At 71.8% G+C, this 22,696-nt stretch carries 12 protein-coding genes, 2 tRNA genes and 1 pseudogene; 6 read left to right on the plus strand and 9 right to left on the minus strand.

The window, feature by feature from the left end; genetic code table 11:
- Positions 1-28 precede the first annotated feature (28 nt).
- The gene (locus U870_RS0109430) at positions 29-3,382 is read left to right on the plus strand and encodes an ATP-dependent helicase (protein WP_025157154.1); all 3,354 of its coding nucleotides are present in this window, start codon (positions 29-31) and stop codon (positions 3,380-3,382) included.
- On the opposite strand, the gene U870_RS0109435 is transcribed toward U870_RS0109430, so the two are convergent.
- Positions 3,313-4,386, minus strand: coding sequence for a phosphotransferase (locus tag U870_RS0109435; protein ID WP_025157155.1), 1,074 nt, complete (start codon positions 4,384-4,386; stop codon positions 3,313-3,315). The genes U870_RS0109430 and U870_RS0109435 overlap by 70 nt on opposite strands.
- A 65-nt stretch (positions 4,387-4,451) precedes the next feature.
- Between U870_RS0109435 and nudC the strand changes: the two genes are divergently transcribed.
- The gene (nudC, locus tag U870_RS0109440; RefSeq protein WP_025157156.1) at positions 4,452-5,471 is read left to right on the plus strand and encodes an NAD(+) diphosphatase; all 1,020 of its coding nucleotides are present in this window, start codon (positions 4,452-4,454) and stop codon (positions 5,469-5,471) included.
- The gene (locus tag U870_RS0109445) at positions 5,468-7,237 is read left to right on the plus strand and encodes an ATP-dependent helicase (protein WP_025157157.1); all 1,770 of its coding nucleotides are present in this window, start codon (positions 5,468-5,470) and stop codon (positions 7,235-7,237) included. The genes nudC and U870_RS0109445 overlap by 4 nt, the downstream gene beginning before the upstream one ends.
- A 37-nt stretch (positions 7,238-7,274) precedes the next feature.
- Here U870_RS0109445 and U870_RS24840 read toward each other — a convergent pair.
- Positions 7,275-8,066 (minus strand): annotated as a pseudogene (locus U870_RS24840) (TOMM precursor leader peptide-binding protein); the annotation flags it as partial.
- 100 nt (positions 8,067-8,166) lie between these two features.
- Positions 8,167-9,510 (minus strand): zinc-dependent metalloprotease, encoded by a 1,344-nt coding sequence (locus tag U870_RS0109455; RefSeq protein ID WP_025157159.1) that lies wholly within the window; start codon positions 9,508-9,510, stop codon positions 8,167-8,169.
- A gap of 159 nt (positions 9,511-9,669) precedes the next feature.
- Here U870_RS0109455 and U870_RS0109460 point away from each other — a divergent pair, with 159 nt between their 5' ends.
- From U870_RS0109460 to U870_RS0109470, 3 genes are all read left to right on the plus strand, one after another.
- Positions 9,670-10,812 carry a YlbL family protein gene (locus U870_RS0109460; RefSeq protein WP_025157160.1) on the plus strand — a complete coding sequence of 381 codons (1,143 nt, stop codon included), beginning with the start codon at positions 9,670-9,672 and terminating at the stop codon, positions 10,810-10,812.
- Positions 10,813-10,927: 115 nt separating this feature from the next.
- Complete coding sequence (locus tag U870_RS0109465; protein WP_025157161.1) at positions 10,928-13,852, plus strand: UPF0182 family protein; 2,925 nt, start codon at positions 10,928-10,930, stop codon at positions 13,850-13,852.
- Positions 13,853-14,075: 223 nt separating this feature from the next.
- Positions 14,076-15,272, plus strand: coding sequence for an ROK family transcriptional regulator (locus U870_RS0109470; protein WP_025157162.1), 1,197 nt, complete (start codon positions 14,076-14,078; stop codon positions 15,270-15,272).
- Between the two features lie 12 nt (positions 15,273-15,284).
- Here U870_RS0109470 and U870_RS0109475 read toward each other — a convergent pair whose 3' ends face one another.
- The 6 genes from U870_RS0109475 to U870_RS0109500 all read right to left on the minus strand — a co-directional run bounded on the left by U870_RS0109475 (position 15,285) and on the right by U870_RS0109500 (position 22,691).
- On the minus strand, positions 15,285-16,424 hold the full coding sequence (locus U870_RS0109475; protein ID WP_025157163.1) for an ROK family transcriptional regulator: 1,140 nt from the start codon (positions 16,422-16,424) through the stop codon (positions 15,285-15,287).
- Positions 16,425-16,507: 83 nt separating this feature from the next.
- Complete coding sequence (locus tag U870_RS0109480; RefSeq protein ID WP_025157164.1) at positions 16,508-19,939, minus strand: ATP-binding protein; 3,432 nt, start codon at positions 19,937-19,939, stop codon at positions 16,508-16,510.
- Positions 19,936-20,649: a DUF4194 domain-containing protein gene (locus tag U870_RS23100; RefSeq protein ID WP_025157165.1), complete on the minus strand. Its 714-nt coding sequence runs from the start codon at positions 20,647-20,649 to the stop codon at positions 19,936-19,938. The genes U870_RS0109480 and U870_RS23100 overlap by 4 nt, the downstream gene beginning before the upstream one ends.
- A complete protein-coding gene (locus tag U870_RS0109490; protein WP_025157166.1) occupies positions 20,646-22,226 on the minus strand; it encodes a DUF3375 family protein in 1,581 nt (526 codons plus the stop codon). The genes U870_RS23100 and U870_RS0109490 overlap by 4 nt, the downstream gene beginning before the upstream one ends.
- Before the next feature lie 93 nt (positions 22,227-22,319).
- Positions 22,320-22,396 (minus strand) — tRNA-Met (locus U870_RS0109495).
- A gap of 221 nt (positions 22,397-22,617) precedes the next feature.
- Positions 22,618-22,691, minus strand: a tRNA-Met gene (locus U870_RS0109500).
- Between the last annotated feature and the right edge of the window lie 5 nt (positions 22,692-22,696).

The raw sequence follows: 22,696 nt of genomic DNA on the forward strand, positions 1-22,696 counted from the left end.
GGGGCACGGGCACGACGGAGGGACGGCCGTGAACGACGAGAACGTGCTGGAGTGGGCGGCCGCGGACGCCGACCTGGACCTGGTCGAGCAGGCGCTCACGCTCGACGACCCCACGACGGAACCGGAGTACGGGCCTCCCGCGCCGCGTCCGGTCAGCGCCGTCGAGATCGCGCGGGCCCTCGGGCAGCCCGAACCGACCCTTCAGCAGCAGGCCGTGATCGAGGCACCGGTGCGTCCGGCGATCGTGGTGGCCGGTGCGGGGAGCGGCAAGACGGAGACGATGGCCAACCGGGTGGTCTGGCTCATCGCCAACGGCCACGCGCGTGTCCCGGAGATCCTCGGTCTCACCTTCACCCGCAAGGCCGCCGGCGAGCTCGCCGCCCGGATCCGCACCCGGATCGAGCAGCTGGCCGATTCGGGGCTCACCGACCTCGTGTTCGACCCGTTCGAGTCGCCCGAGGTGGCGACGTACAACGCGTTCGCGAACGCGATCTTCCGCGAGAACGCTCTGCTGATCGGGCGGGAGCCGGAGTCGGCCGTGCTCAGCGAGGCCTCCGCGTGGCAGCTCGCGCGGCGCCTCGTCGTCGGCAGCACCGACGATCGGCTGGTCGACCTCGAGCGGGGCGTCGACGCGGTCACCAGCGCGGTGCTGTCGCTCAGCCGTGCCCTCAGCGAGAACGTCACCGACGCCGCTGACGTGGAGCGCATGGTCGAGGGCTTCTCGCGGATCGCCGACCTGCCGACCGGGAACGGTCGCGTCAAGGACGTCTACGCCTCCGTGCGGTCTGCCGTCGCCGCCGTCGGGTCGCTGCCGCCGCTGCTGACGCTCGCCGAGGCCTTCGCCGAGGAGAAGCGGCGACGCGGCTTCGTCGAGTACTCCGACCAGGTGGCGCTCGCGCTCCGCATCTCCGAACGGCTCCCGGCCGTCGTCGACGACTACCGCGGGCGGTTCCGGGTGGTTCTCCTGGACGAGTACCAGGACACCTCCGTCGTCCAGACGCGGCTGCTGTCGACGCTGTTCCGCGGTCAGGCCGTGATGGCGGTGGGCGACCCGCACCAGTCGATCTACGGGTGGCGTGGTGCGAGCGCGGCGAATCTCGGCCGGTTCTCGGTCGACTTCACCGGCGCCCGTCCGGAGGCTGAGCAGGGCGGGGCCGACGAGTACGCGCTGAGCACGAGCTGGCGCAATCCCACCCGGGTGCTGGACGCGGCGAACGCCCTCGTCGCCCCGCTCTCGGCGGCGTCCCCGGTGCACGTCGAGGTGCTGCGACCGCGCCCCGGCGCGGTGGCGGGCGAGCTGACCGCCGCGTTCGCCCAGACGGTCGGCGACGAGGCGGAGGCCGTGGCCGCCTGGCTGGGGGAGCGGATCGCCGAGCGGGACGAGAGCGGCGTCCCACCGAGCGCGGCGCTGCTCTGCCGGTCGCTCAAGAAGATCGACGTGTTCACCGCGGCGCTCGCCCGGCGCGGCGTCCCCTACCACGTGCTCGGCCTCGGCGGCCTGCTGGAGCAGCCGGTCATCGCCGACCTGGTGAGCGCTTTGCGCGTCATGCACGACCCGACGGCCGGCTCCGAGCTCATCCGGCTGCTCACCGGGGCGCGCTGGCGCGTCGGACCGAAGGACATCGCGGGGCTGCGCCGGGTCGCCTCCTGGCTGTCGACGCGCGACCACCGGTTCCAGGAGCTCGACCCCGAGGTTCGGGAGCGGTTGCGGCGATCCGTCGCGGGGGAGGAGTCGGCCTCCCTCGTCGACGCTCTCGACTTCGTGGTCGAGGCGGCGGAGGGGCACAGCAAGCTGGAGGACATCAGTGCGACCGGGCTGGAGCGGATGCGCGACGCGGGTCGCCTGCTCGACCGGTTGCGCTCCCGCGTCGGCCTGGACCTGCTGGACCTGGTCACGCTGGTGCAGCAGGAGCTGCTGCTCGACATCGAAGTCGCCGCGAACGAGTCGGCACAGCTCGGGCAGGCGAGCCTGGATGCGTTCGCCGAACAGGTCTCCTCGTATCTGGCCGCCGACGATCGGGCGACGCTCGGGTCCTTCCTGGCCTGGCTCGCCGAAGCGGAGCAGCGCGACAACCTGGCCCCGCGCAGCGAGGACCCGGAACCCGGAACGGTCCAGATCCTGACCATCCACGGCTCGAAGGGACTCGAGTGGGATGTGGTGGCGGTCCCGCGTCTGGTCGAGGGCGAGTTGCCGGGACCCCCGCAGAGCCGCAAGGGCTGGCTCGCCTTCGGGCAGCTGCCCAACGAGTTCCGCGGGGATTCCGCCGAACTCCCCGTGCTCGCGTGGCGGAATGCCGAGGACCAGAAGCAGATCGACGCGTCCATCGACCTCTTCGAGGCGGACAACCTGCGTCGGCACCTGGAGGAGCAGCGCCGGCTCGTCTACGTGGCCGTCACCCGTGCCCGGGAGCGGCTGCTCCTCACCGGCTCGTATTGGTCGACCCAGACGCGTCCCCGCGGGCCGGGCGCCTACCTGCTCGAACTGCAGGCGGCGGGACTGCTCGCCGCCGACGCCTTCCCGGACTGCGACGAGCCCGACGAGAACCCGCTCGCGCTCACCGCGCAGACCGTCGCCTGGCCGCTCGACCCGCTCGGGACGCGGCGCGAGCGGGTGCGGGCGGCCGCGGCCGCGGTGCGCTCGCGACGTGAGCGCGGCGCCACGTCCGGCGGCGCGTACGCCCGCGACCTCGACCTGCTGCTCGCCGAGCGGGCACGCCGGGCGGAGGACGCCGGACTGGTGGAGCTGCCGACACGCATCCCCGCCTCGCGTTTCAAGGACTACGTCAGCGACCCCGGTACGGTGGCGGCGACGCTCCGGCGGCCGATGCCCGAGCGCCCTTACCGGCAGACCAGACTCGGCACGCTCTTCCACCGCTGGGTGGAGGAGCGGTTCGGGACACCGGTCGGCGGTGCGGACGAACTCGACGCAGCCGCCACGGAGCTCGACGATCCCGCGGGCGAGGTGCTCGAGGCCGATCGGCTCGCCGAGCTCCAGGCGACCTTCGCCGCGAGCGAGTGGGCGGGTCGCCGCCCCGAGGAGGTCGAGCTCGAGATCCACGTCACCCTCGCCGGCCAGGTCGTCGTGTGCAAGCTCGATGCGATCTACCGGAGCGACGACGGCGTGCACCGGTACCAGATCGTCGACTGGAAGACGGGCAAGGCGCCGCGGGACGCCGAGGATCTGGAGCGCAAGCAGCTGCAGCTCGCGCTGTACCGCCTCGCGTTCGCCCGCTACTCCGGGGTCGACCCGGCGCTGATCGACGCGGTCTTCTACTTCGTCGCCGACGACGAGATGGTGCGTCCGGCGCGACTCTACGACGAGGAGGAGCTGCGGTCGCTCTGGTCCTCGGCCACCGGCTTCATCCCGCCCGAGCGTCCGTAACCGTCGGGGCGGTCGCCCGGCGTGCGGTCGAGCATCGCCTCGACGTCGCCGATCGCCAGGATCGGGCCGGTGGCGTTCGAGAGCGGGTTGACCGCATTGCTGTGCACCCGGTCGACCAGACCGTCGAGCATGCCGACGGCGTCGTCGATGATGTCCTGGTCGCGGACCTCGCGGCCGTGCAGCAGCCAGCGGGCGACCTCCAGCTCGGCGTAGAGCATCGCGCGCTGGGTGAACTGACGGTCGGTCGCCACCTGGCGGGCGGACGCGTAGGCGGTGAGGGCCCCGTCGGTCGCCTCCGCGTTCATCGCGAGGAGCCAGTGCAGGTCCCGGGCGGGGTCGCCGACCCGCAGCGCCGACCAGCCGAGCACCGCCGTCACCGTATCGCCGTCCACCAGGAACGAGTCCGCGGTGAGGGCGCCGTTGATCACAGTGGGCTGGAACTGCCAGAGCGAATGATCGGCGGTGGCGTCGCGCCAGCGATCGCGGAGCGCGGTCGGGAGCAGCCCGGTGGCGGCCGCCGATTCGATCAGCGAGGTGGCCGTGCCCAGACTGTCGGCGGCCGACAGCACCGGCAGGCCGGACTCGCCGACGAAGCTCGTCGGCAGCGTGTGGATGGCCGCGATGGCGTGCCCGATGGAGCCGGCCAGGCCATCGCCCGGGGGGACCTCGTCCACTGAGATGTGCTCGCCGGGGAGGAAGTCGTAGACGATGGCGCGCGTCGACCCCACCGGCGCCTGGCCGAGGAACTGGGGCACATCGAACGGCAGCCGGCTGCGGATCCCCGCGGTGAGCGCGCGCAGCGCGACGAGGTCGGCGCTCTGCTCGGACTCGGCCGACTGCGACAGCGGCACGCGGACGATGCAGACGCGGCCGTCCCGCTCGTCGAGCAGCGCGGCATCGAACTCCTCGGCGCCGCCGCGGGAGTAGCTGCGGGCAGCGGAGATGGCGAGGTCGGGCACGGCCGAGGCGGCCAGCGCGGCTAGAGTGAGGTGGGATCTGGCCATGCTCCCTAGGCTAAATGGACATCCGCGCGTGCGCTCTGATCGCCACGCCTTGAAAGGGTCACTCGATGTCGTCCGCACTCCCTCCCGCCTCGTTGCACGACCTGCCGCTGTCCCGTCACGCGGTGGACCGCGATCACGCCGCGCGCTCGCGCCCGGCCCTGTTCGACGAGCTCTGGACCGAGCCGGGCACGCGGGTCCTCGCGCTCTGGAAGGGGCGCGCACTGCTGACGCCGGAGAGCATCCCCGCCGCGACGCCGTCGGCCGACGGCTGGAGCGCTCCGGACGCCGGCGAGGCCGCCCTCGACCTGCTCCCGGTGGAGCGCGTCAGCGCGGCCCTGGTCCGCGTGTACCTCGGTCGCACGCTGGTGGAGGCCCCGGCCGAGCCGGCCGGCACCGCGGTGGTCCTCGAGGTGCTCACCGACGCCGCCGCACAGGAGCTGGAGCCCGACGAGGCGCGCTGGGGCAGCCTGCGCACCGTCGCGACCGCGCTCAGCGACCGGGACGCCGGGCTCTTCACCGAGGCGCTCGCGATCGCGAATTGGCATGCCTCCCACACGCACTGCCCGCGATGCGGGACACCGACCGTCGTGGAGCAGGCGGGCTGGGTGCGTCGCTGCTTCGAGGACGGCTCCGAGGTGTTCCCGCGCACCGACCCGGCGGTCATCGTGACGGTGCTCGACGCCGACGACCGCCTGCTGCTCGGCTCGAACGCGATGTGGGAGCACTCGCGCTACTCCCTCCTCGCCGGTTTCGTCGAGCCGGGGGAGTCGTTCGAGTCCGCCGTGGAACGGGAGATCTTCGAGGAGGCGGGCATCCGGGTCGTCGACGCCCGGTACAAGGGCTCGCAGCCGTGGCCGTTCCCCGCGTCCGTCATGGTCGGGATGACCGCTCGCCTCGCCGACGACCAGCCGCCCGCCGCGCTGGCGCCGGACGGCGAGGAGATCCTCGACCTGCGCTGGTTCAGCCGGACGGAGCTCTGGGAGGCCCGCGAGCAGGTCATCCTGCCCGGCCGGTCTTCCATCGCCCGCGCCCTCATCGAGGACTGGTACGGGGGACCGCTCGACGACCCCCCTGCGGCGCCGTGAGCGAGGGACCCCCGACGCCGGCGGCCCTGCTCGCCGGCCTCGATGTGCAGCAACGGGTGGCGGCGGAGGCGCTGTTCGGTCCTGTGTGCATCCTCGCCGGAGCCGGGACGGGCAAGACGCGCGCGATCACCCACCGGATCGCCTACGGGGTCGCGTCGGGCGCGTTCACGCCCAACCGGGTGATGGCGCTGACCTTCACCAACCGCTCGGCGGCGGAGTTGCGGGGGAGGCTGCGACAGCTCGGGGCGGGCGGCGTCGCGGCACGGACCTTCCACGCGGCGGCCCTCGCCCAGCTGAACTACTTCTGGCCGCAGGTGGCCGGCGGCCAGCTGCCGAGCGTGCTGGACGGCAAGGGCCGGGTGCTCGGCCACGCCGCCGAGAAGCTCTCCGTGCGCGTCGACACCGCCACGCTGCGCGACATCGCCGCCGAGATCGAGTGGCGCAAAGTGTCCGGGCTGACGCTCGAGCAGTATGCCGCGGCGCTCGCCACCCGGACGCTGCCGGGGACCCTCACCACCGAGCAGCTCGTCGACCTGCATCGCACGTATGAGGAGCTCAAGGACGAGCGCAAGCAGATCGACTTCGAGGACGTGCTCCTCGTCTGCGCCGGCATGATCGAGAGCGAGCCGTCGGTCGCCATGCAGGTGCGCGAGCAGTACCGCTACTTCGTCGTGGACGAGTACCAGGACGTCTCGCCGTTGCAGCACCAGCTGCTCGGCCTCTGGCTCGGCGGGCGGGGCGACCTGTGCGTGGTCGGCGACGCGAGCCAGACCATCTACTCGTTCGCCGGGGCCCGCAGCGAGTACCTGCTCGGGTTCGAGCGCGAGCATCCCGGGGCGACCGTGGTGCGCCTCGAGCAGAACTACCGCTCGATGCCGGGCGTGATCGACACGGCCAACCGCCTGATGCGCGGGCGGTCGGGAGCGCTCACCCTCCACGCCGCCTCGGCACGGAGCACGTCGGCGGAGCCCGGCGGGCCCGAGACGGGCGATGTCGCATCGCCCGCCTCGTTCGCCGACGACCGCGCCGAGGCGCGTGCCGTCGCCGAGCAGATCGCCGCCGAGCTCGCCGCCGGGGCACGGCCGGAGAACATCGCGGTGCTCTACCGGGTCAACGTCCAGGCCGCCGCGCTGGAGCAGGCGCTCGGCGACCTCGGGATCAGTTACCAGATCCGCGGCTCCAAGCGATTCTTCGATCTCCCGGAGGTGCGGCAGGCGATCATGACCCTGCGGGCGGCGAGCGTCGCGGCGACCGATGAACCGGTGTTCAAGTCGGTGAGCGACGTGCTGCGCACGCTCGGCTGGTCGGTGCAGCCTCCGGCCGGACGCGGGGCGGTCCGCGAGCGGTGGGAGTCGCTGAACGCGATCATGGGGCTCGTGGACGAGATGGCGCCCGGGACGACGTTCCGGCGCTTCACCGACGATCTGCTCGCCCGCCAGGCCGGTCAGCACGAGCCGACCCTCTCCGCCGTGACGCTCGCCACTCTGCACGCGGCCAAGGGCCTCGAGTGGGATTCGGTCTACCTCGTGGGACTCAGCGAGGGGCTGGTGCCGATCAGCTACGCCTCCGGTTTCGAGCAGATCGACGAGGAGCGGCGCCTGCTCTACGTGGGGATCACCCGCGCCCGGCGCAGGCTGCGGCTCAGCTGGGCACAGCGCGGCTCGCATCCGGGTCGCCCGGTGGCGCGCCAGCCGTCCCGCTTCCTCGCCGAGCTCGCACCGCCTGCGCGTCCAGCGACGCCGGCGGACACGACGCCGGGGAGGTGACCGGCAGCCCCAGGCATCCGCATTCCGGGTGCGGCATATGCTCGTGCGCGGTCCACCGCCCGGTGACGGGATCGAACCGACTGCTCGCCGCGCCGGCCGTCCCCGTCGTCGTCGTCGTTCCACCGTCTCCCTGCTCCTGCGCCGCGCGGGCGAGTGCGCCGGCGGCCATCGCCGCGACGACGGCGGCCACCGCGTCGCGGACCACCTCGGTCTCCCCGGGCCGTGCGCGCCCGTGCAACTGGGCGGCCAGCGCCGGCCACATCGGGTCGACGTCGGTGCGGTGCAGGTCGACGCACCGCACGCACGGCCCACGGCCGGGCCGCACGAGCGGCCCCACCACGACACCGCGATCGCCGAAGACGACCGGGAGATGCGGTACGTCTCGGCGCAGCCAGCGGGCGTGCCGCGCAGGTTCGATCGCGAACGAGCCCAGGATCACGGCCAGCCCCGCGGTCTCCACGAGGGGATCCGTCCACGCCAGACCGCTGCCGACCTCGAGACCGGCTCCGCGCAGGAGGGCGATGATGCGGCCCGCGGTCGGTCCATCGCCGTCCACGACGACGGGCGGTGGCATGGGATGCTCGTCGAGTCGGTCCAGCACCGGGGACAGTCGGTCGAGCAGCGCGCCGACCGCACCGGAATCGACGCGGGAGCGACGGGCGATCATGCGCAGCCCGGACAGGGAGACGCCGTCCGCGAGCGCGGCGATCATCCGCTCCTCGGCGAGGGTCACCGGATGCAGCACCAGGACCGGTGCGTCGACGCCGAACTGGAGGGTGTCGGGGGTGCGCCAGACCCGGGGGTAGCGGGGATCGAGTGCGAGGACCATCCCGACATCCTGCCGGGACCCCGGGAGCGCTCGGCCCTTATCCACAGGCGTTCGCGCGTCCGCACGCCGTCCCCACCGTCACGCCGACGGCGTGCGCGGCTCAGCTCTCGGTGGGCCGGTCCGTGTCATCGCGGAGCAGATCCTCGATGGCCTGGTCGAGCTCGTCGCGCTCCGGCTCGTCGCCGGCGGCGGCGGCGCTGAGCCGCGCGACTAGTGCGGACGGGTCGTCGAGATCGTTCGCCTGCGGAAGGAGATCGGGGTGCGACCAGAGTCCGTCGCGTGCGTCCTGGCCGACCGCATCGGTGACCGCCTGCCACATCGCCGCTGCCTCGCGCAGCCGGCGCGGCCGCAGCTCCAGGCCGACGAGGGTCGCGAACGCGGACTCGGCGGGGCCGCCCGACGCGCGGCGGCGCCGGACGGTCTCGGCGATCGCGTCGGCACGGGGGAGCAGCCGGGTCGCGCCGGCGGTGACGACGTCGACCCAGCCCTCCACGAGCGCGAGCACGGTCTCGAGCCGGGCCAGCGCCTCCAGCTGCTCCTCGGTCTTCGGCGGGATGAGCGCGCCGCTCACCATCGCGTCCCGCAGCTCCTCCGGGTTGGCGGGGTCGAAGCTCTCGGCCAGGGACTCGAGCCGCTCGGTGTCGATCGTGATGCCGGCGGCGAAGGCCGTGATCTGTGTGAGGAGTTGCAGGCGCAGCCACTTCGCGTGCCGGAACAGGCTCGCGTGGGCGAGCTCGCGCACCGCCAGGTAGAGCTGGACCTGGTCCTCGGGGATGTCGAGACCGGCGCCGAATTCGGCGACGTTCTGCGGGATGAGCGCGGCCGTGCCGTCCGCCAGCAGCGGGATGCCGACGTCGCCGCCGGAGACGACCTCCTTCGACAGCTGCCCGACCACCTGGCCGAGCTGCATCGCGAACAGGGCGCCCCCGATCGATCGCATCAGCTGCCCGGCGTTCTGCAGCATCCCCTGCATCTCCTCGGGCGCCTGCTCCGCGAGCACGCGGGTGAGGGCGTCGGAGATGCTGAGGGCGACCGGTTCGGCCAGCTGGGTCCAGAGCGGCATCGTCTGCCGCGCCCACTCGGCGCGGCCGATCAGCTCCGGCGTCCCGGAGAGGCCCGGGACCGTGGTGGCCTGGTCGAGCCAGAGGGCGGCCACGTTGAACGCCTGATCGAGCGACGCCCGCTCGGCCGGGGTCACCGCGTGAGCGCCCTCGCCGGCCAGTGTTCGCGCCTGCTGCTCCGCGATGTCCCAGTTGATGCCGCCGCCCGGGTTGGCGAGCGCGTTCTGCAACTGCCCGAGCAGCTTCTGGATGCTCGCCGGATCGTTCGGCAGGCCGGCGGCACCCGCGAGCTGGCTCGGATCGATCGACGAGTCTCCGGAGAGGAACTCGCGCAACATGTCCCGGAACTCGTCGTCCGGTTCCTTGTTCGGCTCGTCGGACATCGTGGGCGCCCCTCGTCTCGAAGTGATGCCGCCGTGGCGTGCGGCTTTCAGGCTTGGCATCTACGCTAGCTCCTGATCTCCAAGAGCCGGGTGGGAATCCGCCCCGGTTGCCCGGCGCGCGGTGCGCCCGTGGCGAACACGACCGAAAGGGACGACCGCGTGAGCCTGTTCACCGACGACGAGCACGCCGTGCCGCAGCCGCAGCAGTCGCCGTCGATCCGTCCCTCCCGACGGTTCATCGTCGGCTGGGTCGCCGTCCTGGCGGCGTTCGCGCTGACCCTCGTCCTCGCGCTGGCCCCGGCTCCGTACGTGATCGAGATCCCCGGTCCGGTGTTCAACACGCTCGGGACGGATCAGGAGGTCGGCGCCGAGAAGAGCGCCGATGCGAAGGAGCTCATCACCATCCCGGGACAGAAGACCTACGAGACCTCCGGGTCGCTCGACCTGCTCACCGTCTCGGTGGTCGGCAACCCGGACTCGCGGCCCAGCTGGTTCGAGATCGTCACGTCGTGGTTCCAGCCGAGCCGTGCCGTCCTTCCCATCGACTCGGTCTTCCCGCCCGGCACCACGACCGAGCAGTCCAATGCCGAGAACGCGGCGTTGATGGTCGACTCGCAGCAGGACGCCGTGGCCGCAGCGTTGAACGAGCTCGGCTACGACTTCCCGCAGGCCGTCGTGGTGAAGCAGCTGATCACCGGAACGCCGGCCGCCAAGACGCTCCGCGAGGGCGACGAGATCACGAGCGTGGACGGCACGGCGGTGAAGAGCGTTCAGGCGCTGCGCGATGCGATCGCGGCCAACGGCACCGACAAAGAAGCGCAGATCGGCGTCCTCCGCGACGGGGCCTCGTCCACGGTCGGCATCACCCCGGTCGATTCGGGAGGCCGTGCGGTGCTGGGCATCGGAGCCGGGATGGACTACACGTTCCCGTTCGACGTCAAGATCCAGCTCGACAACGTGGGCGGTCCCAGCGCCGGGCAGATGTTCGCGCTCGGCATCATCGACAAGCTGACGCCGGGCGAGCTCACCGGCGGCAAGCGCATCGCGGGGACGGGGACCATCGACAACGCCGGGAACATCGGGGCGATCGGCGGAATCCGGCAGAAGATGTTCGCGGCGCGCGACCAGGGCAAGGCGCAGTACTTCCTCGCCCCGGCGTCGAACTGCAACGAGGTCACCGGACACATCCCCTCCGGCCTCACCGTGTTCGCGGTCAAGACCCTCTCCGACTCTCTCGCCGTCCTGAAGGCCGTCAGCACAGGGGCCGCCACCGCGGGCCTCCCCACCTGCCCGTCCTCCTGACGCGCCCGGGCGCGCGGCCTCAGGTGCGGCCCGGCGGCGGGCACGGCGTTCTCCAAGCGATCCCCGCCTAGGATGGATCCGATCTGCACATCACGCGAGAGCAAGAGGGCCGCACGTGAGTTCTACTACCGCCGCACGACCAGCAGGACGCCGCCGCGCGGCCGTCTGGATCACTCTCGGGGTGATCGTCGCACTGGTGATCCTGTTCTTCGTCTTCGCGGGTCTCTACGCGGACATCCTCTGGTATCAGCAGCTGGGCTTCCTCAACGTGCTGACCACGCAGTGGTTCGGTGCGATCTCGATGTTCTTCGTCGGATTCCTCGCGATGGCGCTCCCGCTGTGGGCCAGCATCCAGCTCGCCTATCGTCTGCGCCCGGTGTACGCGAAGCTGAACAGCCAGCTCGACCGCTACCAGCAGGTCATCGAGCCGCTGCGCCGCCTGGCCATGTACGGCATCCCGATCGTGTTCGGCATCTTCGCCGGCGTCTCCGCGTCGAGCCGCTGGCAGCTGGCCGCCGCATGGATCAACGGAACGCCCTTCGGCAAGACCGACCCGCTGTTCAAGCTCGACATCGGCTTCTACGTCTTCGCACTGCCGTTCTACCGCAGCACGGTCGGCTTCGCCTCGGCCGTCGTGCTCATCGCCCTGATCGCGACCCTCGCGACCTGCTACCTCTACGGCTCGATCCGCGTCTCCGGACGGGAGGTGCGGATCAGCAAGGCCGCCCGCGTCCAGATCGCCGTGGTCGCTGCGCTCTACCTGCTCCTGCAGGGTGTCAGCATCTGGCTCGACCGTTTCGCGACCGTCACCGACTCGAACGTCGGCGACATGATCAACGGAGCCGCGTACACGGACGTGAACGCGACCATCCCGGGCCGGGCCGTGCTGGCCGGGGCCGCGGTGTTCGTCGCCATCCTCTTCATCGTCACGGCGTTCGTCGGCCGGTGGCGCTTCCCGCTGGTCGGGACCGCCTTGCTGATCGTCGCCGCCCTCGTCGTCGGCGCGATCTTCCCGTGGGTGATCCAGCGCTTCCAGGTCGAGCCGAGCCAGAAGACGCTCGAGACGCCGTACATCCAGGACTCGATCGACGCGACAAGGGACGCCTACGGGCTGAGCAACATCGAGGTCGTCCCGTATGACGCCAAGACCGACGCCGAGGCCGGTGCGCTCCGTCAGGACGCTCAGACCACCGCGCAGATCCGCATCATCGACCCGGCGATCGTCAGCCCGTCGTTCCGCCAGCTGCAGCAGTTCCGCCAGTACTACGCGTTCCCGAACACGCTCAACGTCGACCGATACTCGATCAACGGCACCGAGCAGGACGCCGTGGTCTCCGTGCGCGAGCTGCAGCAGTCCGGCCTGACCAGTGCCCGCAACTGGTACAACGACACGCTCGTGTACACCCACGGGTACGGCATGGTCGCCGCGTACGGCAACCAGCGGTCGTCGGACGGCCAGCCGGTCTTCATGGAGTACGGCATCCCGACCCAGGGCACCCTCGGCGAGTACGAGCCGCGCATCTACTTCGGGCAGCAGTCTCCGACGTACTCGATCGTGGGCGCGCCGAAGGGCACCAAGTCGGTCGAGCTCGACTATCCCGGCGGCGCCGACGGCGCGCAGCAGACCTACACGACGTTCGACGGCAACGCCGGGCCCAAGCTCGACAACATCTTCAAGCGGCTCGTCTACGCGCTGAAGTTCCAGGACGAGCAGATCGTCCTCTCCGACGCCGTGAACAACAACTCGCAGATCCTCTACGACCGCGACCCGATCAAGCGCGTGCAGAAGGTCGCGCCGTACCTGACGCTCGACTCGCAGGCGTACCCCGCCGTGGTCGACGGCCGGGTCAAGTGGATCATCGACGGCTACACCACGAGCGACCAGTACCCGTACTCGCACGTCGGAAGCCTGAGCGACGCCACGGCGGACACCGAGACCCCGCGTCCCGCCTACGCGTTCGACGACATCAACTACATCCGCAACTCGGTCAAGGCGACGGTCGACGCCTACGACGGTTCCGTCACCCTCTACGCCTGGGACGCGAAGGACCCGGTGCTGAAGACGTGGGAGAAGGTCTACCCGTCGACCGTCAAGCCGATCAGCGACATGAGCGCCCAGCTCATCAGCCACGTGCGCTATCCGGCCGACATGTTCAAGGTGCAGCGGTCGGTGCTCGGCCAGTATCACGTGACCGACGCGGGATCGTTCTACTCGCGTGAGGACGCGTGGACGACGCCGAACGACCCGACCTCGTCGTCGAGCGATCCGACCCTGCAGCCGCCGTACTATCTGACGTTGCAGATGCCGGGCCAGACCTCGCCGAGCTTCTCGCTCTACACGACGTTCATACCGCAGGCGTCGAGCGAGGCGAGTCGCTCCGTGCTGAAGGGCTACCTCGCCGTGGATGCGGATGCCGGCAAGACCAAGGGGAAGGTCGCCGACGGTTACGGCAAGTTGAGACTCTTGTCCCTGCCCTCCAGCGACACCATACCGGGGCCGGGTCAGGTACAGAACAACTTCAACTCCGACCCCACGGTGTCTCAGGAGCTGAACCTGCTGCGCCAGGGCAAGACGGATGTGATCAACGGCAACCTGCTGACGCTCCCGGTGGGCGGCGGTCTGCTCTACGTGCAGCCCGTGTACGTCAAGTCGACCGGTGAGACCAGCTACCCGTTGCTGCAGAAGGTGCTCGTCGCCTTCGGAGACAAGATCGCGTTCGAGGACACCCTCGATCAGGCGCTCGACTCGCTGTTCGGCGGCGACTCCGGTGCGACGGCCGGTGACAACAACGTGCCGGGCACCGATGCGGGTGGCGGCGGAAGCGGGGGAGGTGCCGGTACCGGCTCCGGCACCGGCGGCTCCACGGGCTCCGGCTCGGCCACCAACCCCGCGCTCCAGGCCGCGCTGCAGCAGGCCAAGCAGGCCCTGGCCGACCGCGAGACAGCGCTGAAGGCGGGCGACTGGACGGCCTACGGTCAGGCGGACGCCCGCCTGCAGCAGGCCCTGCAGGACGCCCTCGCGGCGGAGAGCACCAAGTAGCCGAACGCCGACCCGCTGCCCCCTCCACGACGGCCCGTACGAGACTCGTACGGGCCGTCGTGGCGTGTGGGCGGACGTAACCTCGGGCGCCGCCGAAAGCCGAGCTGTCAGCAGCCGCCCGCCGGTGCTGCGCGGTCCGACCGATGATGAATCTGCTGGCAATCGGTCGACACGGGGAGGCGAACGCTTGCCAGAACTTTGATTGTCCACTTTACTAACAAACATGCTCCTCGATGATGTCCGCCGGCTGACCGCGCTCGATCCGATCACGCCGGCCCTGGACGGGCCGATGGTCCCCGGGCGCGCGCTGCGCCCGCGCACCAAGGTCCTCCCGGAGCACGCGCGCAATCACAACAGGTCGCTGGTGCTGCAGTCGCTCTACCGCGACGGCCATGCAAGCCGCGCGGATCTCGCCCGGGGCACCGGCTTGACCCGGGTGACCGTGTCCGATCTCGTCGGGGAGCTCATCGCCGAGGGACTCGTGATCGAGCTCGGCCACCGCGACGACGCGCGCCCGGGCAAGCCGGCTGTGCTGCTCGACATGGACCGCGGCGCCACCCAGATCATCGGCGTGGACCTGAGCGAGCACGCGGTCTTCCGCGGCGCGGTGCTCGACATCGACGGCCGTGTGCTCCACAGTGCCGAGATCGCGCTCGCTGGCAGCCGCGGCGACGAGGCGACCGCCAAGGTCCTCGAGCTGGTCTCCCAGCTCGTCGACCTCGCCACCGCACCGGTGCTCGGTATCGGGATCGGCTCGCCCGGCGTGGTGGACGCCTCCGGCTCGGTCGTGGCGGCACCGAACCTCGGTTGGGTCGACGTCCCGCTGCAACGTCTGATCGCCGAACGGACGGGGAAGACGGTCTTCGTCGCCAACGACGCGAACGCCGCCGTCCTCGCCGAGCACGGATTCGGTTCCGCCGACGGCGACATGATGCTCGTGAAGGTCGGCCACGGCGTCGGGTCCGGGCTGCTGGTCGCCGGCGCGATGGTGGTGGGCAGCAGGTTCGCCGCCGGGGAGATCGGCCAGGTCATGGTCGGCACGGACGACGGCGCGGAGGCGCCGTACGATCGCGAACGGGTGCTCGAGGCCTGGCTCGCCGTCCCGCGCCTGGAGTCGCGGGTCGCGGCCGCCGCGATCGCGGGCGACGCGATCGAGCCGGTGCTCCGCGAGGCGGGCCAGCGGCTCGGTGTCGCGCTCGCCCCGATCGTCGGGGCGCTCGACCTGGCGGAGGTCGTGCTGAGCGGCCCGGAGGAGCTTCTGGACGGCGTGCTCATCGGCGCTGTGCGCACCACTCTGGACAACCGCACCATGGCCGGCTTCCACTCCGCCACCACGATCCGGATGACGAGCCAAGGCCGCGACATCGTGCTGCGCGGCTGCGTGATCCTGGTGCTGTCCGCACAGCTCGGCGTCTCCTGACACCGCGGATCGTCAGCGTGCCCAGCTGACCCCGAACGTCGACTGCAGGGCGAGCTGGGCCGCGCCGCGGAAGGGCTGGTCGATCGCCGAGCGGGCATATCGGAAGCTCAGCGGCATGGCGGCGCGCACGGGATACCGGGCCGCCTCGGCCCTCAGATGGCCGATGAATTCGGGCCCGAGCTCCGCCGCTGCACCGCCGAGGACCACGTTCGGGACGTCCAGGGCCGCGCAGACCAGCAGCAGCGCCCGAGCCAGGATGCGCGCTCCGGAGGCGATGCGCTCGCGCGCCTCGGGGGTAGACGCGAGCGCGGCGATGTCCACCGCTTCGAGATCGGCCCCGTGGGGGAGACCGAGGAGGCTCGTGACGGACACCACCTCTTCGAGGCAGCCGCGGTTGCCGCAGGCGCAGACGGGGGCGTCGTCGCCGAAGAGCACCGGCACATGGCCGATCTCCCCGGCACGGTGCGCGGCTCCCGCCACGACCGCGCCGTCGACGATCACAGCCGCGCCGACACCCGTGGACAAGGATACGAAGAGCCGGTTTGCGCCGAACCCGTCGTCGGCGGACGTGTCGGCGATGGCCTCGGCGTCGGCGTCGTTCACCAGGTGGACCGGCGCGTCGACCACACCCGCGAGCGCGCGCACGAGATCGAGGTCGCTCCAGCCGAGCTGGACGCTCTCGCGGATCAACGGGCCGTCCGCGATACCCGGCACCTGCACCCCGACGGCGGCGACGCGGGCATCGGTGAACGCGGCGAGACGCCGGATCACCGCACGGACGTCCTCCACGACCCCCGGGGCGGCCGGTCGGTACGAGACCCGATGGAGTTCATCGCCCAGCATGCTGAGCACGGCGCCGCGGACGAGCCCGGGTTGCACGAGTACCGAGAGCAGCACCTGGCGTTCGGTGTCCACGCGCAGAGTGGTGGCGCGCTTGCCTCCGGTGCTCTCCGCCAGCTGCCCTTCGGCGACGAGGCCGTCGGCGATCAGCCCCGCGAGCAGGGACGACACCGTCGCCGATGTCAGCCCGGTGCGCCGCGCGATGCTGGCACGCGTCGCCGTGCCGTTGCCCGAGAGCACGAGCTGCAACGCGGTCGTCAGGTTCTTCTCGCGCACGGCGGCCTGCGTCGCCTTGCCGTGATCGTCTGCCACTGCTCCTGCCGTCCTCGCCGTGCGCCGGTCGTGTCGCGTCCTGCTCTACGACCCTAGCGAACTGCGCGCGAAACGCGCGCAGCTCAGCCGGCGTCCCGCTCCAGCTCCATCGCCTCCCGGATGCTCAGGGCGTAGATGCGTGAGCGGCCGGGACGCGCGGGATCGCCGGTGACGTAGGCGACGCTCTCCACGTGCTGCTCGAAGGCGTTCACCTTATCGCGCGGGGCCCCGACGATCAGCTGGAAGCCGAGTCCACGCAGCGCCGACAGCGCGCGCCCGGTGTACTCGTTGTCCGCCTTCACGAAGCCCTCGTCCAGCACGATCGGCGCGTAGACGGGCACCCGATCGGTGCCGTCGCCGAGGCGATAGCGCAGGGCCGCCCCGAGGACGAACGCGATCAGCTCCTGGCCCTCGCCGCCCGACTTGCCCGCGACGCCCTCGTGCACGATCTGGGCGCCGTCGCGCCGGGTCTCGATCGCCCGGAACTGGAAGTGCTCGCGGGCGTCCAGCACGCGCCGCCGCCAGGCCTCGCCGACCCGGGAGCGCTCCTCGAGCCGGCCGAGGTCGGCGCGCAGCGCGAGGAAGTCCCGCTCGACGCGGGCCGGGTCGCGGGCCTCGCCGGGCTCGGCCGCCGTGTGCGCGCGGAGGGTGCGCGTGAACTCGGTCAGGTCGCTGTTCCCGGCCGGGCGCGGGTCGATGTCGAGAGTGGAGCCCTCGCGGAACTCGATCCCGTGCAGCGCCGCGGAGATCGGACGGACGCCGCGACGGATGGCACGGCCGTCCTCCTCGATCTGGGTCAGCAGGGCGCGCAGGCTGTCGCCCATGCTGGCGCCCGCTTTGGCCAGCCACTCGGACTTCGCGCGGGGGAGATCGTCCTCGACGAGTGCGCTCTGGAGCGCGAGGGCCGCCGGAAGGCTGTCGATCGAGACGTCCAGTTCGGCGGACGGGTCAAGCTCGCGGTACCGCTCGAACGCGCTCAGCAGGAGGGTCTCCGACTGCTCCCGCGTGCGCTCGTGCGCGTCGATCTGATCGCGGACGATCCGCTCGGCGTCGGCATAGCGACGGCGGACGTCGGCCGCCTCCCGCGGGGCTGCGAACGGCAACGAGGCCAGGAGCGCCCGCTCGTCGGCGTCGAGGCCGGTGGCGTCGGCCAGGTGGTCGGCGACCTCGTCCTCGATGTCGGCGAGCGCGGCGTGCTCGGCGTCGAGCTGGTCGATGACGCGCTGGATGCCGGCGCCGCGACGGGCGGCGGAGAGCCGTGCCTCGTCCTCGCGGTCGGCGGTCGCCGTCAGCTCGGCGACCTCGGGACGCTCCACCGCGACGCGCTCGAGTCGCGCGGACAGCTCGGCGGCGCGCTCGGCCGCCGGGGCGACGTCGATCGATGTCCAGTCGAGATCGGCGACGGACGCGAGCGCCTCCCGCCGGTGCCGTTCCCCGGCGAACCGCGTCTCGGCGCTGTCGGAGGCCGCGCGGGCCTCGTCGAGCTCGGTCTCGAGGCGTTCGATCTCCGCGGCCAGCTCGACGATGCGGTTCGCGTTGTCGAGGCCGATCCACGACTCGATCGTCCGGTCGTCCTTGACGACCCGGTCGCGCGAGCCCGTGCGGAGCCCGGCGCGGGTGACCGCGCCCTTCACGCCGGAAGGGAGCGGGGAGTCGAGGTCGTCGGCCGTCTCGACGCACAGCACGCTGCGGTCGGCGACCAGTTCGTCGTGCAGCCAGCCGTGGAACGGGCTCTCCACATCGAACGCCAGCAGCGCGGGAACGGTGCCGTCGAGCGGGGTCCGCTCCACGGGGGCTCCGGCGGCGGCGGGCACGAGTACGACCCGACCGCGCATGTCGTTGTCGTTGACGAAGCGGCGGGCTTCGGCGAACCGGCGCTCGTCGACGACGAGATGCGTGGCCAGGTCGCCGACCACCCGCTCGACCGCTCGCGCCCAATCGCGGCGACCGGGCGCGATCTCGAACAGCTCGCCCGCATACGGCAGGGACTCGGGAGGCAGCCCGATCCCCTCGGCGATGCGCCGGCGCCGTGCGTCCGCCTCGGGCGGGACGTTGCTGCGGCGGCGCTCGTAGGAGGACTTCTGCGCCGTCTTCTCGGAGAGGGCGCGCTTGACGGCGTCCACGCGCGCGGCCAGCTCCCATCGCTCCGACCGGTCGTCCGCAGCATCGGCCGACGCGGCCAGGAGGGCGACGGCACGCTCCTGGGCCGCCGCGAGCTCGTCGGCGCCGAGCGGCAGATCGAGCCCGGCGCTCGTGAGGATGCGTGCCGCGCGGTCACGCTCACGCTCCAGCTGCGCGAGCATCAGTCCGGCGACCTCCTGCTCACGACGGATCGCGTCGGAGGGGTCTCCGCCGAGGGAGGCGAGCTGGTCGAGGGCGTCCTTGTGCGCGCGATGCGCCGCGCTCTCCGCGTCGGCGGCGGCGCGACGCAGCGCCTCCTGCTCGCGTTTGGCGTCGCGGACCCGGTCCACCTCGCCACGCACCCAGTCGGCGACCCTGCCCGAGAGCCAGACCCAGAGCCGGCTGCTCTCCTCCCCGTCGAGCGGAGCGAGCAGCCGGCGCTTGCCGGTCGCGTCGTCCAGCGCGGCCCGGTACAGCTCCGCGCGCGCCGGGATGTCGGACAGGACCTCGAGCTTGCGGCGCGTGGTCTCGAAGACGTCGTAGAGGGCCGAGGCTTCCCGGTAGCTGCTGAGCGTGGTCTCCCAGCGCGAGAGCGCCCGCGGCTCGGTGAGCACGAACTGCTTGAACAGCTCGTCGATCGAGAAGACGCCCTTGGACGCCTGGGCGCGGCGCAGCAGGGTGAGCGCCTTCAGCTGCGATTCGTCGCTGCCGCCGATCCCCAGCTCTTCGCACAGGCGCACCCGGTACTCGGGCTGCGACGTGGTGACCAGATCGCGCACCGGGTCGACGAGGCGCCCGAGGGAGCCGCGGGTGAGTGGGGAGGAGCTGCCCGGCTCCGGCCGCAGCTCCGCGAGGCGGGTGAGCGGGAACTCGCCCTGCACGAAGAGGTACACGGTGGAGGCGGTGACCTCGTCCTGCGAGGCCGTGTCGCGCCCGAGCCAGGCCAGGCGGGCGGCGGTGATGGTCTCGCCGAGCTCCGTGCGCCAGGTGATCGCCGCTCCGGAGGCGAAGGCCGCGCCGAGGGGCCGCAGGAAGTGGGTCGTCGTGACGTCCGAGCCGGCCTCGCGCACCTCGTCGGTCTTGCCGCGCGCGTAGCTGAACACGGTGCGCTCGGAGCGCTGCCGGGTGTCGTCGCGCGCCGCCCGGTTGAACTCCTGCGGGTTGGGCATGATGACCGCCGCCATCGCGTCGAGCACGGTCGACTTGCCGCGTCCGGTCGGGCCGAGGATGGCAAGCCCGCCGCGGCCGACCGGCATCGTGTGGAGGTCGTCGTAGCTGCCCCAGTTGAGGAGCTGCACCTGCTCGATGCGGAACTGGCCGCTGTGGATCAGGCCGTCGGCGAGGGGGAGGTCGTCGTCGAGCTCGTCGTGCTCGGCCGTGATCACGTCGGTCATGCGTCCCTCTCCGGGGTCTCGGGCTCGGTGGTCGCGGACTCGGCGGCACCGCGCAGCTCGGCGCCGCCCGCCTCCTGGAACAGGCGGGTCAGGTGGGCCAGCTCGGTCGTGGTGACCAGCGGAACGACGGCGGGGGAGACGACATAGAGGTCCGGGTCGTCGGGCTCGGGCATCAGCAACCCGATGCGCTCGATCGCGGCGATCGCGGCGCGGATCCGGCGATCGACACGCACCTCGTCATGGGTCGCGTCCGTCTGGAAACGTCCCAGGAACTCGGCGATGTGGTCACGGCTCACCGTCACGGCGTCGTCCGCGGCGTCGGTGTAGGCGTGCTCCTGGCGCAGCATCACCAGGAGCAGGGAGGCGTCGCGCGACAGTGGCTTCTCACGCCGCAGCAGCACGGGAGCGCCGTCCTCCTCGCTCTGCCGCTTGAAAGCCACCTCGTGATCGCGGTCGATGGTCAGGGTGAGGAACAGCTCCTCGAGCCGGTCGCGCAGGTCGTCCTCGTAGTCGACCAGGGCGGCCCAGGCCTCGGGATGCGTGGCCCGGGTGATGAACCGGCTGGTCAGGAGAACGGCGAGCGCGCGTCGCGCGGCGAGCGGGAGGCGCTCGTCGGCGGGGTCGCCGAAGGCGTCGGCGGAACCCGTCACTCCGATGGCCTCGCGGTCGAGGGGACCGCCGATCCCCTCGTCGGTGATGGTGTCGGTCATCGATCCGTCCTCCCGCCGCGGTCCGCGGCCGTCTCGTCGTCCGCGCCGCCGAAGCGGATGCGCGGGAAGGTCACGTCGCGCGTCGTCTCGCCTTCCACGGCGATGCGCACGGTGTCGTCGCCGTCCAGCACCGCGTCCTGTTCTGCGGCCCGGTCGAGCAGGCTCACCAGTAGGCCGAGCCGGCGGAACTCCACGGGCGTCGCAGCGTACACGTCCGCTCCGGTCACCGCGCGCCGCTCGGCCAGGAGGCGGTCGATGGTCTCCTGGACCGCGTCGGGGCTCGTGCCGACCGCCAGACGCAGGGCGGCGCGTTCCACGGCGGGGAGCGCGTCCCGGCTCTCCGTGACGGCGACCCCGATCGTCGGCCGCTCGCCGCCGCGCCAGACCTGCGTCTGCGTCACATCGACGATCGCCAGCGGACCCAGCCGCAGCACGTCCCCCGGGACCGAGACCGGGCCCGGTCGCATGTGGGCCCAATCGGCACCGGCGGCCAGTGCCTGGTCGGCCAGGGAGAGGAGGCGCTGGTGCTTCGCCGACCCCGAACGGCTGAGGAAGCGTCGCAGCGACGACATCCACCGCACGTAGGTCTCCTGCACGGTCTGCTCCTCCGCCAGGAGCGAGCCGATCAGGCCTTCGAGCTGCGTACGCTGGTGCTCGGTCATCTCGGCGACGGCGAGCGGCTGCGCAAGGACCCGCTCCAGGTCCGCGCGCATCCCGTCGAGGCCATGGGACGAGAGCATCGCTGCGAAGCCGCGGTAGGCCCGCCCCTCCGGGGTCTGCTCCAGGAGGTCGTTGTCGCGCAGGTACTGCTCGACGAGAGCGCCCTTGCCCACCTGCTCCTCGGTCGCCCGGCGGGCCACCTCGCGGTGCCGCTGCTCGACCATCGCGCTCAGGCGGCGGAAGTCCTCGGGGAGCGAGGCCGTCAGCCGCAGCACCTCGCGGAGCTGACGTCGCACCGTCTCGCCCTCGGCGGGCTCGACACCGCCGGCGGCGATCAGCGCCCGGCGTGCCTGGAGCTGCGCGATCTCCTCGTCGATGCGCGAGAGCTGCGCGTCGGCGTCGGGATCCGTCATGTCGGCCAGCTGGTGCACGGCGTGCGCGATGCTGCCGAACCGGGCCTCGGAGACCACCGAGTCGGCGTCGACGAGCTCGCGGACGATGCGGAGCGCCTGGAGGGAGTGCTGCGAGAGCCGGTACTCCGCACGGCCTTCACGATCGTGCGGACGCGAGCGGACGAGCCAGCGGTTGTCCACCCAGCCGCGGCAGTAGTCGGCGGGGGCGGACCGGCGGGGGAGGGCGGCGTCTCCCGGGGTCCGGTCTACCTGCTCCGGACCGGCCGCGCGCGTGCCCGGGTCGTCGTCCGCGGGAGCCGGGTCCGCGTCGCCGTCGGCGACCGCCGCGAGGGCCTCGGCCACCTTCTGATGGAACCAGTCGGCGGAGACCGGCCCGTCCGCGAACTCCAGATGGCGCGAGAAGAGGGGGAGGATCCATCGGCCGTTGTGGCTGCGCAGCAGTGCCCAGGTGGGATGCTCCTCCCACGCGTCCGCGACGGTGTCGGCGGCGAGGGCCTGGTCCATGTTCCTCCGCGCTGGGGGTCTCGCCCTGGCCGGCAGGGAACGGCATCGAAAAAAGGCCCGGACCCGGGATTTCTCCACGAGTCCGGGGCCCACTGGTTGCGGGGGCAGGATTTGAACCTACGACCTCTGGGTTATGAGCCCAGCGAGCTACCGAGCTGCTCCACCCCGCGACGCTGACCGCGTGTCGCGGTCGCCACCCGGTGAGGCTGATCGGATGGATCCATCTCGATCGGCGCCACCGCGTCGGTACCACCAGTTTACCGCACCGTCGCCGCCTGTTCGGACCAGGGGTGCTGCGGCTGCGTCGGGACAACGAAAAATCCGGTGCAGCCTCGGGCTGCACCGGATCTCTGCCAGATCGTCCATTTGTGAGGACTGATCGGGACTTTCGTTGCGGGGACAGGATTTGAACCTGCGACCTCTGGGTTATGAGCCCAGCGAGCTACCGAACTGCTCCACCCCGCGGCACA

The organism is Leifsonia aquatica H1aii (genome assembly GCF_000633535.1).
Taxonomy (GTDB): domain Bacteria; phylum Actinomycetota; class Actinomycetes; order Actinomycetales; family Microbacteriaceae; genus Leifsonia; species Leifsonia aquatica_A.

Excerpts from the sequence above, each read along its gene's own strand:
- U870_RS0109435 (WP_025157155.1), bottom strand. The coding sequence starts at position 4,386 with ATGGCCAGATCCCACCTCACTCTAGCCGCGCTGGCCGCCTCGGCCGTG.
- nudC (WP_025157156.1), top strand. The coding sequence starts at position 4,452 with ATGTCGTCCGCACTCCCTCCCGCCTCGTTGCACGACCTGCCGCTGTCC.
- U870_RS0109455 (WP_025157159.1), bottom strand. The coding sequence starts at position 9,510 with ATGTCCGACGAGCCGAACAAGGAACCGGACGACGAGTTCCGGGACATG.
- U870_RS0109470 (WP_025157162.1), top strand. The coding sequence starts at position 14,076 with ATGCTCCTCGATGATGTCCGCCGGCTGACCGCGCTCGATCCGATCACG.
- U870_RS0109480 (WP_025157164.1), bottom strand. The coding sequence starts at position 19,939 with ATGACCGACGTGATCACGGCCGAGCACGACGAGCTCGACGACGACCTC.
- U870_RS23100 (WP_025157165.1), bottom strand. The coding sequence starts at position 20,649 with ATGACCGACACCATCACCGACGAGGGGATCGGCGGTCCCCTCGACCGC.
- U870_RS0109490 (WP_025157166.1), bottom strand. The coding sequence starts at position 22,226 with ATGGACCAGGCCCTCGCCGCCGACACCGTCGCGGACGCGTGGGAGGAG.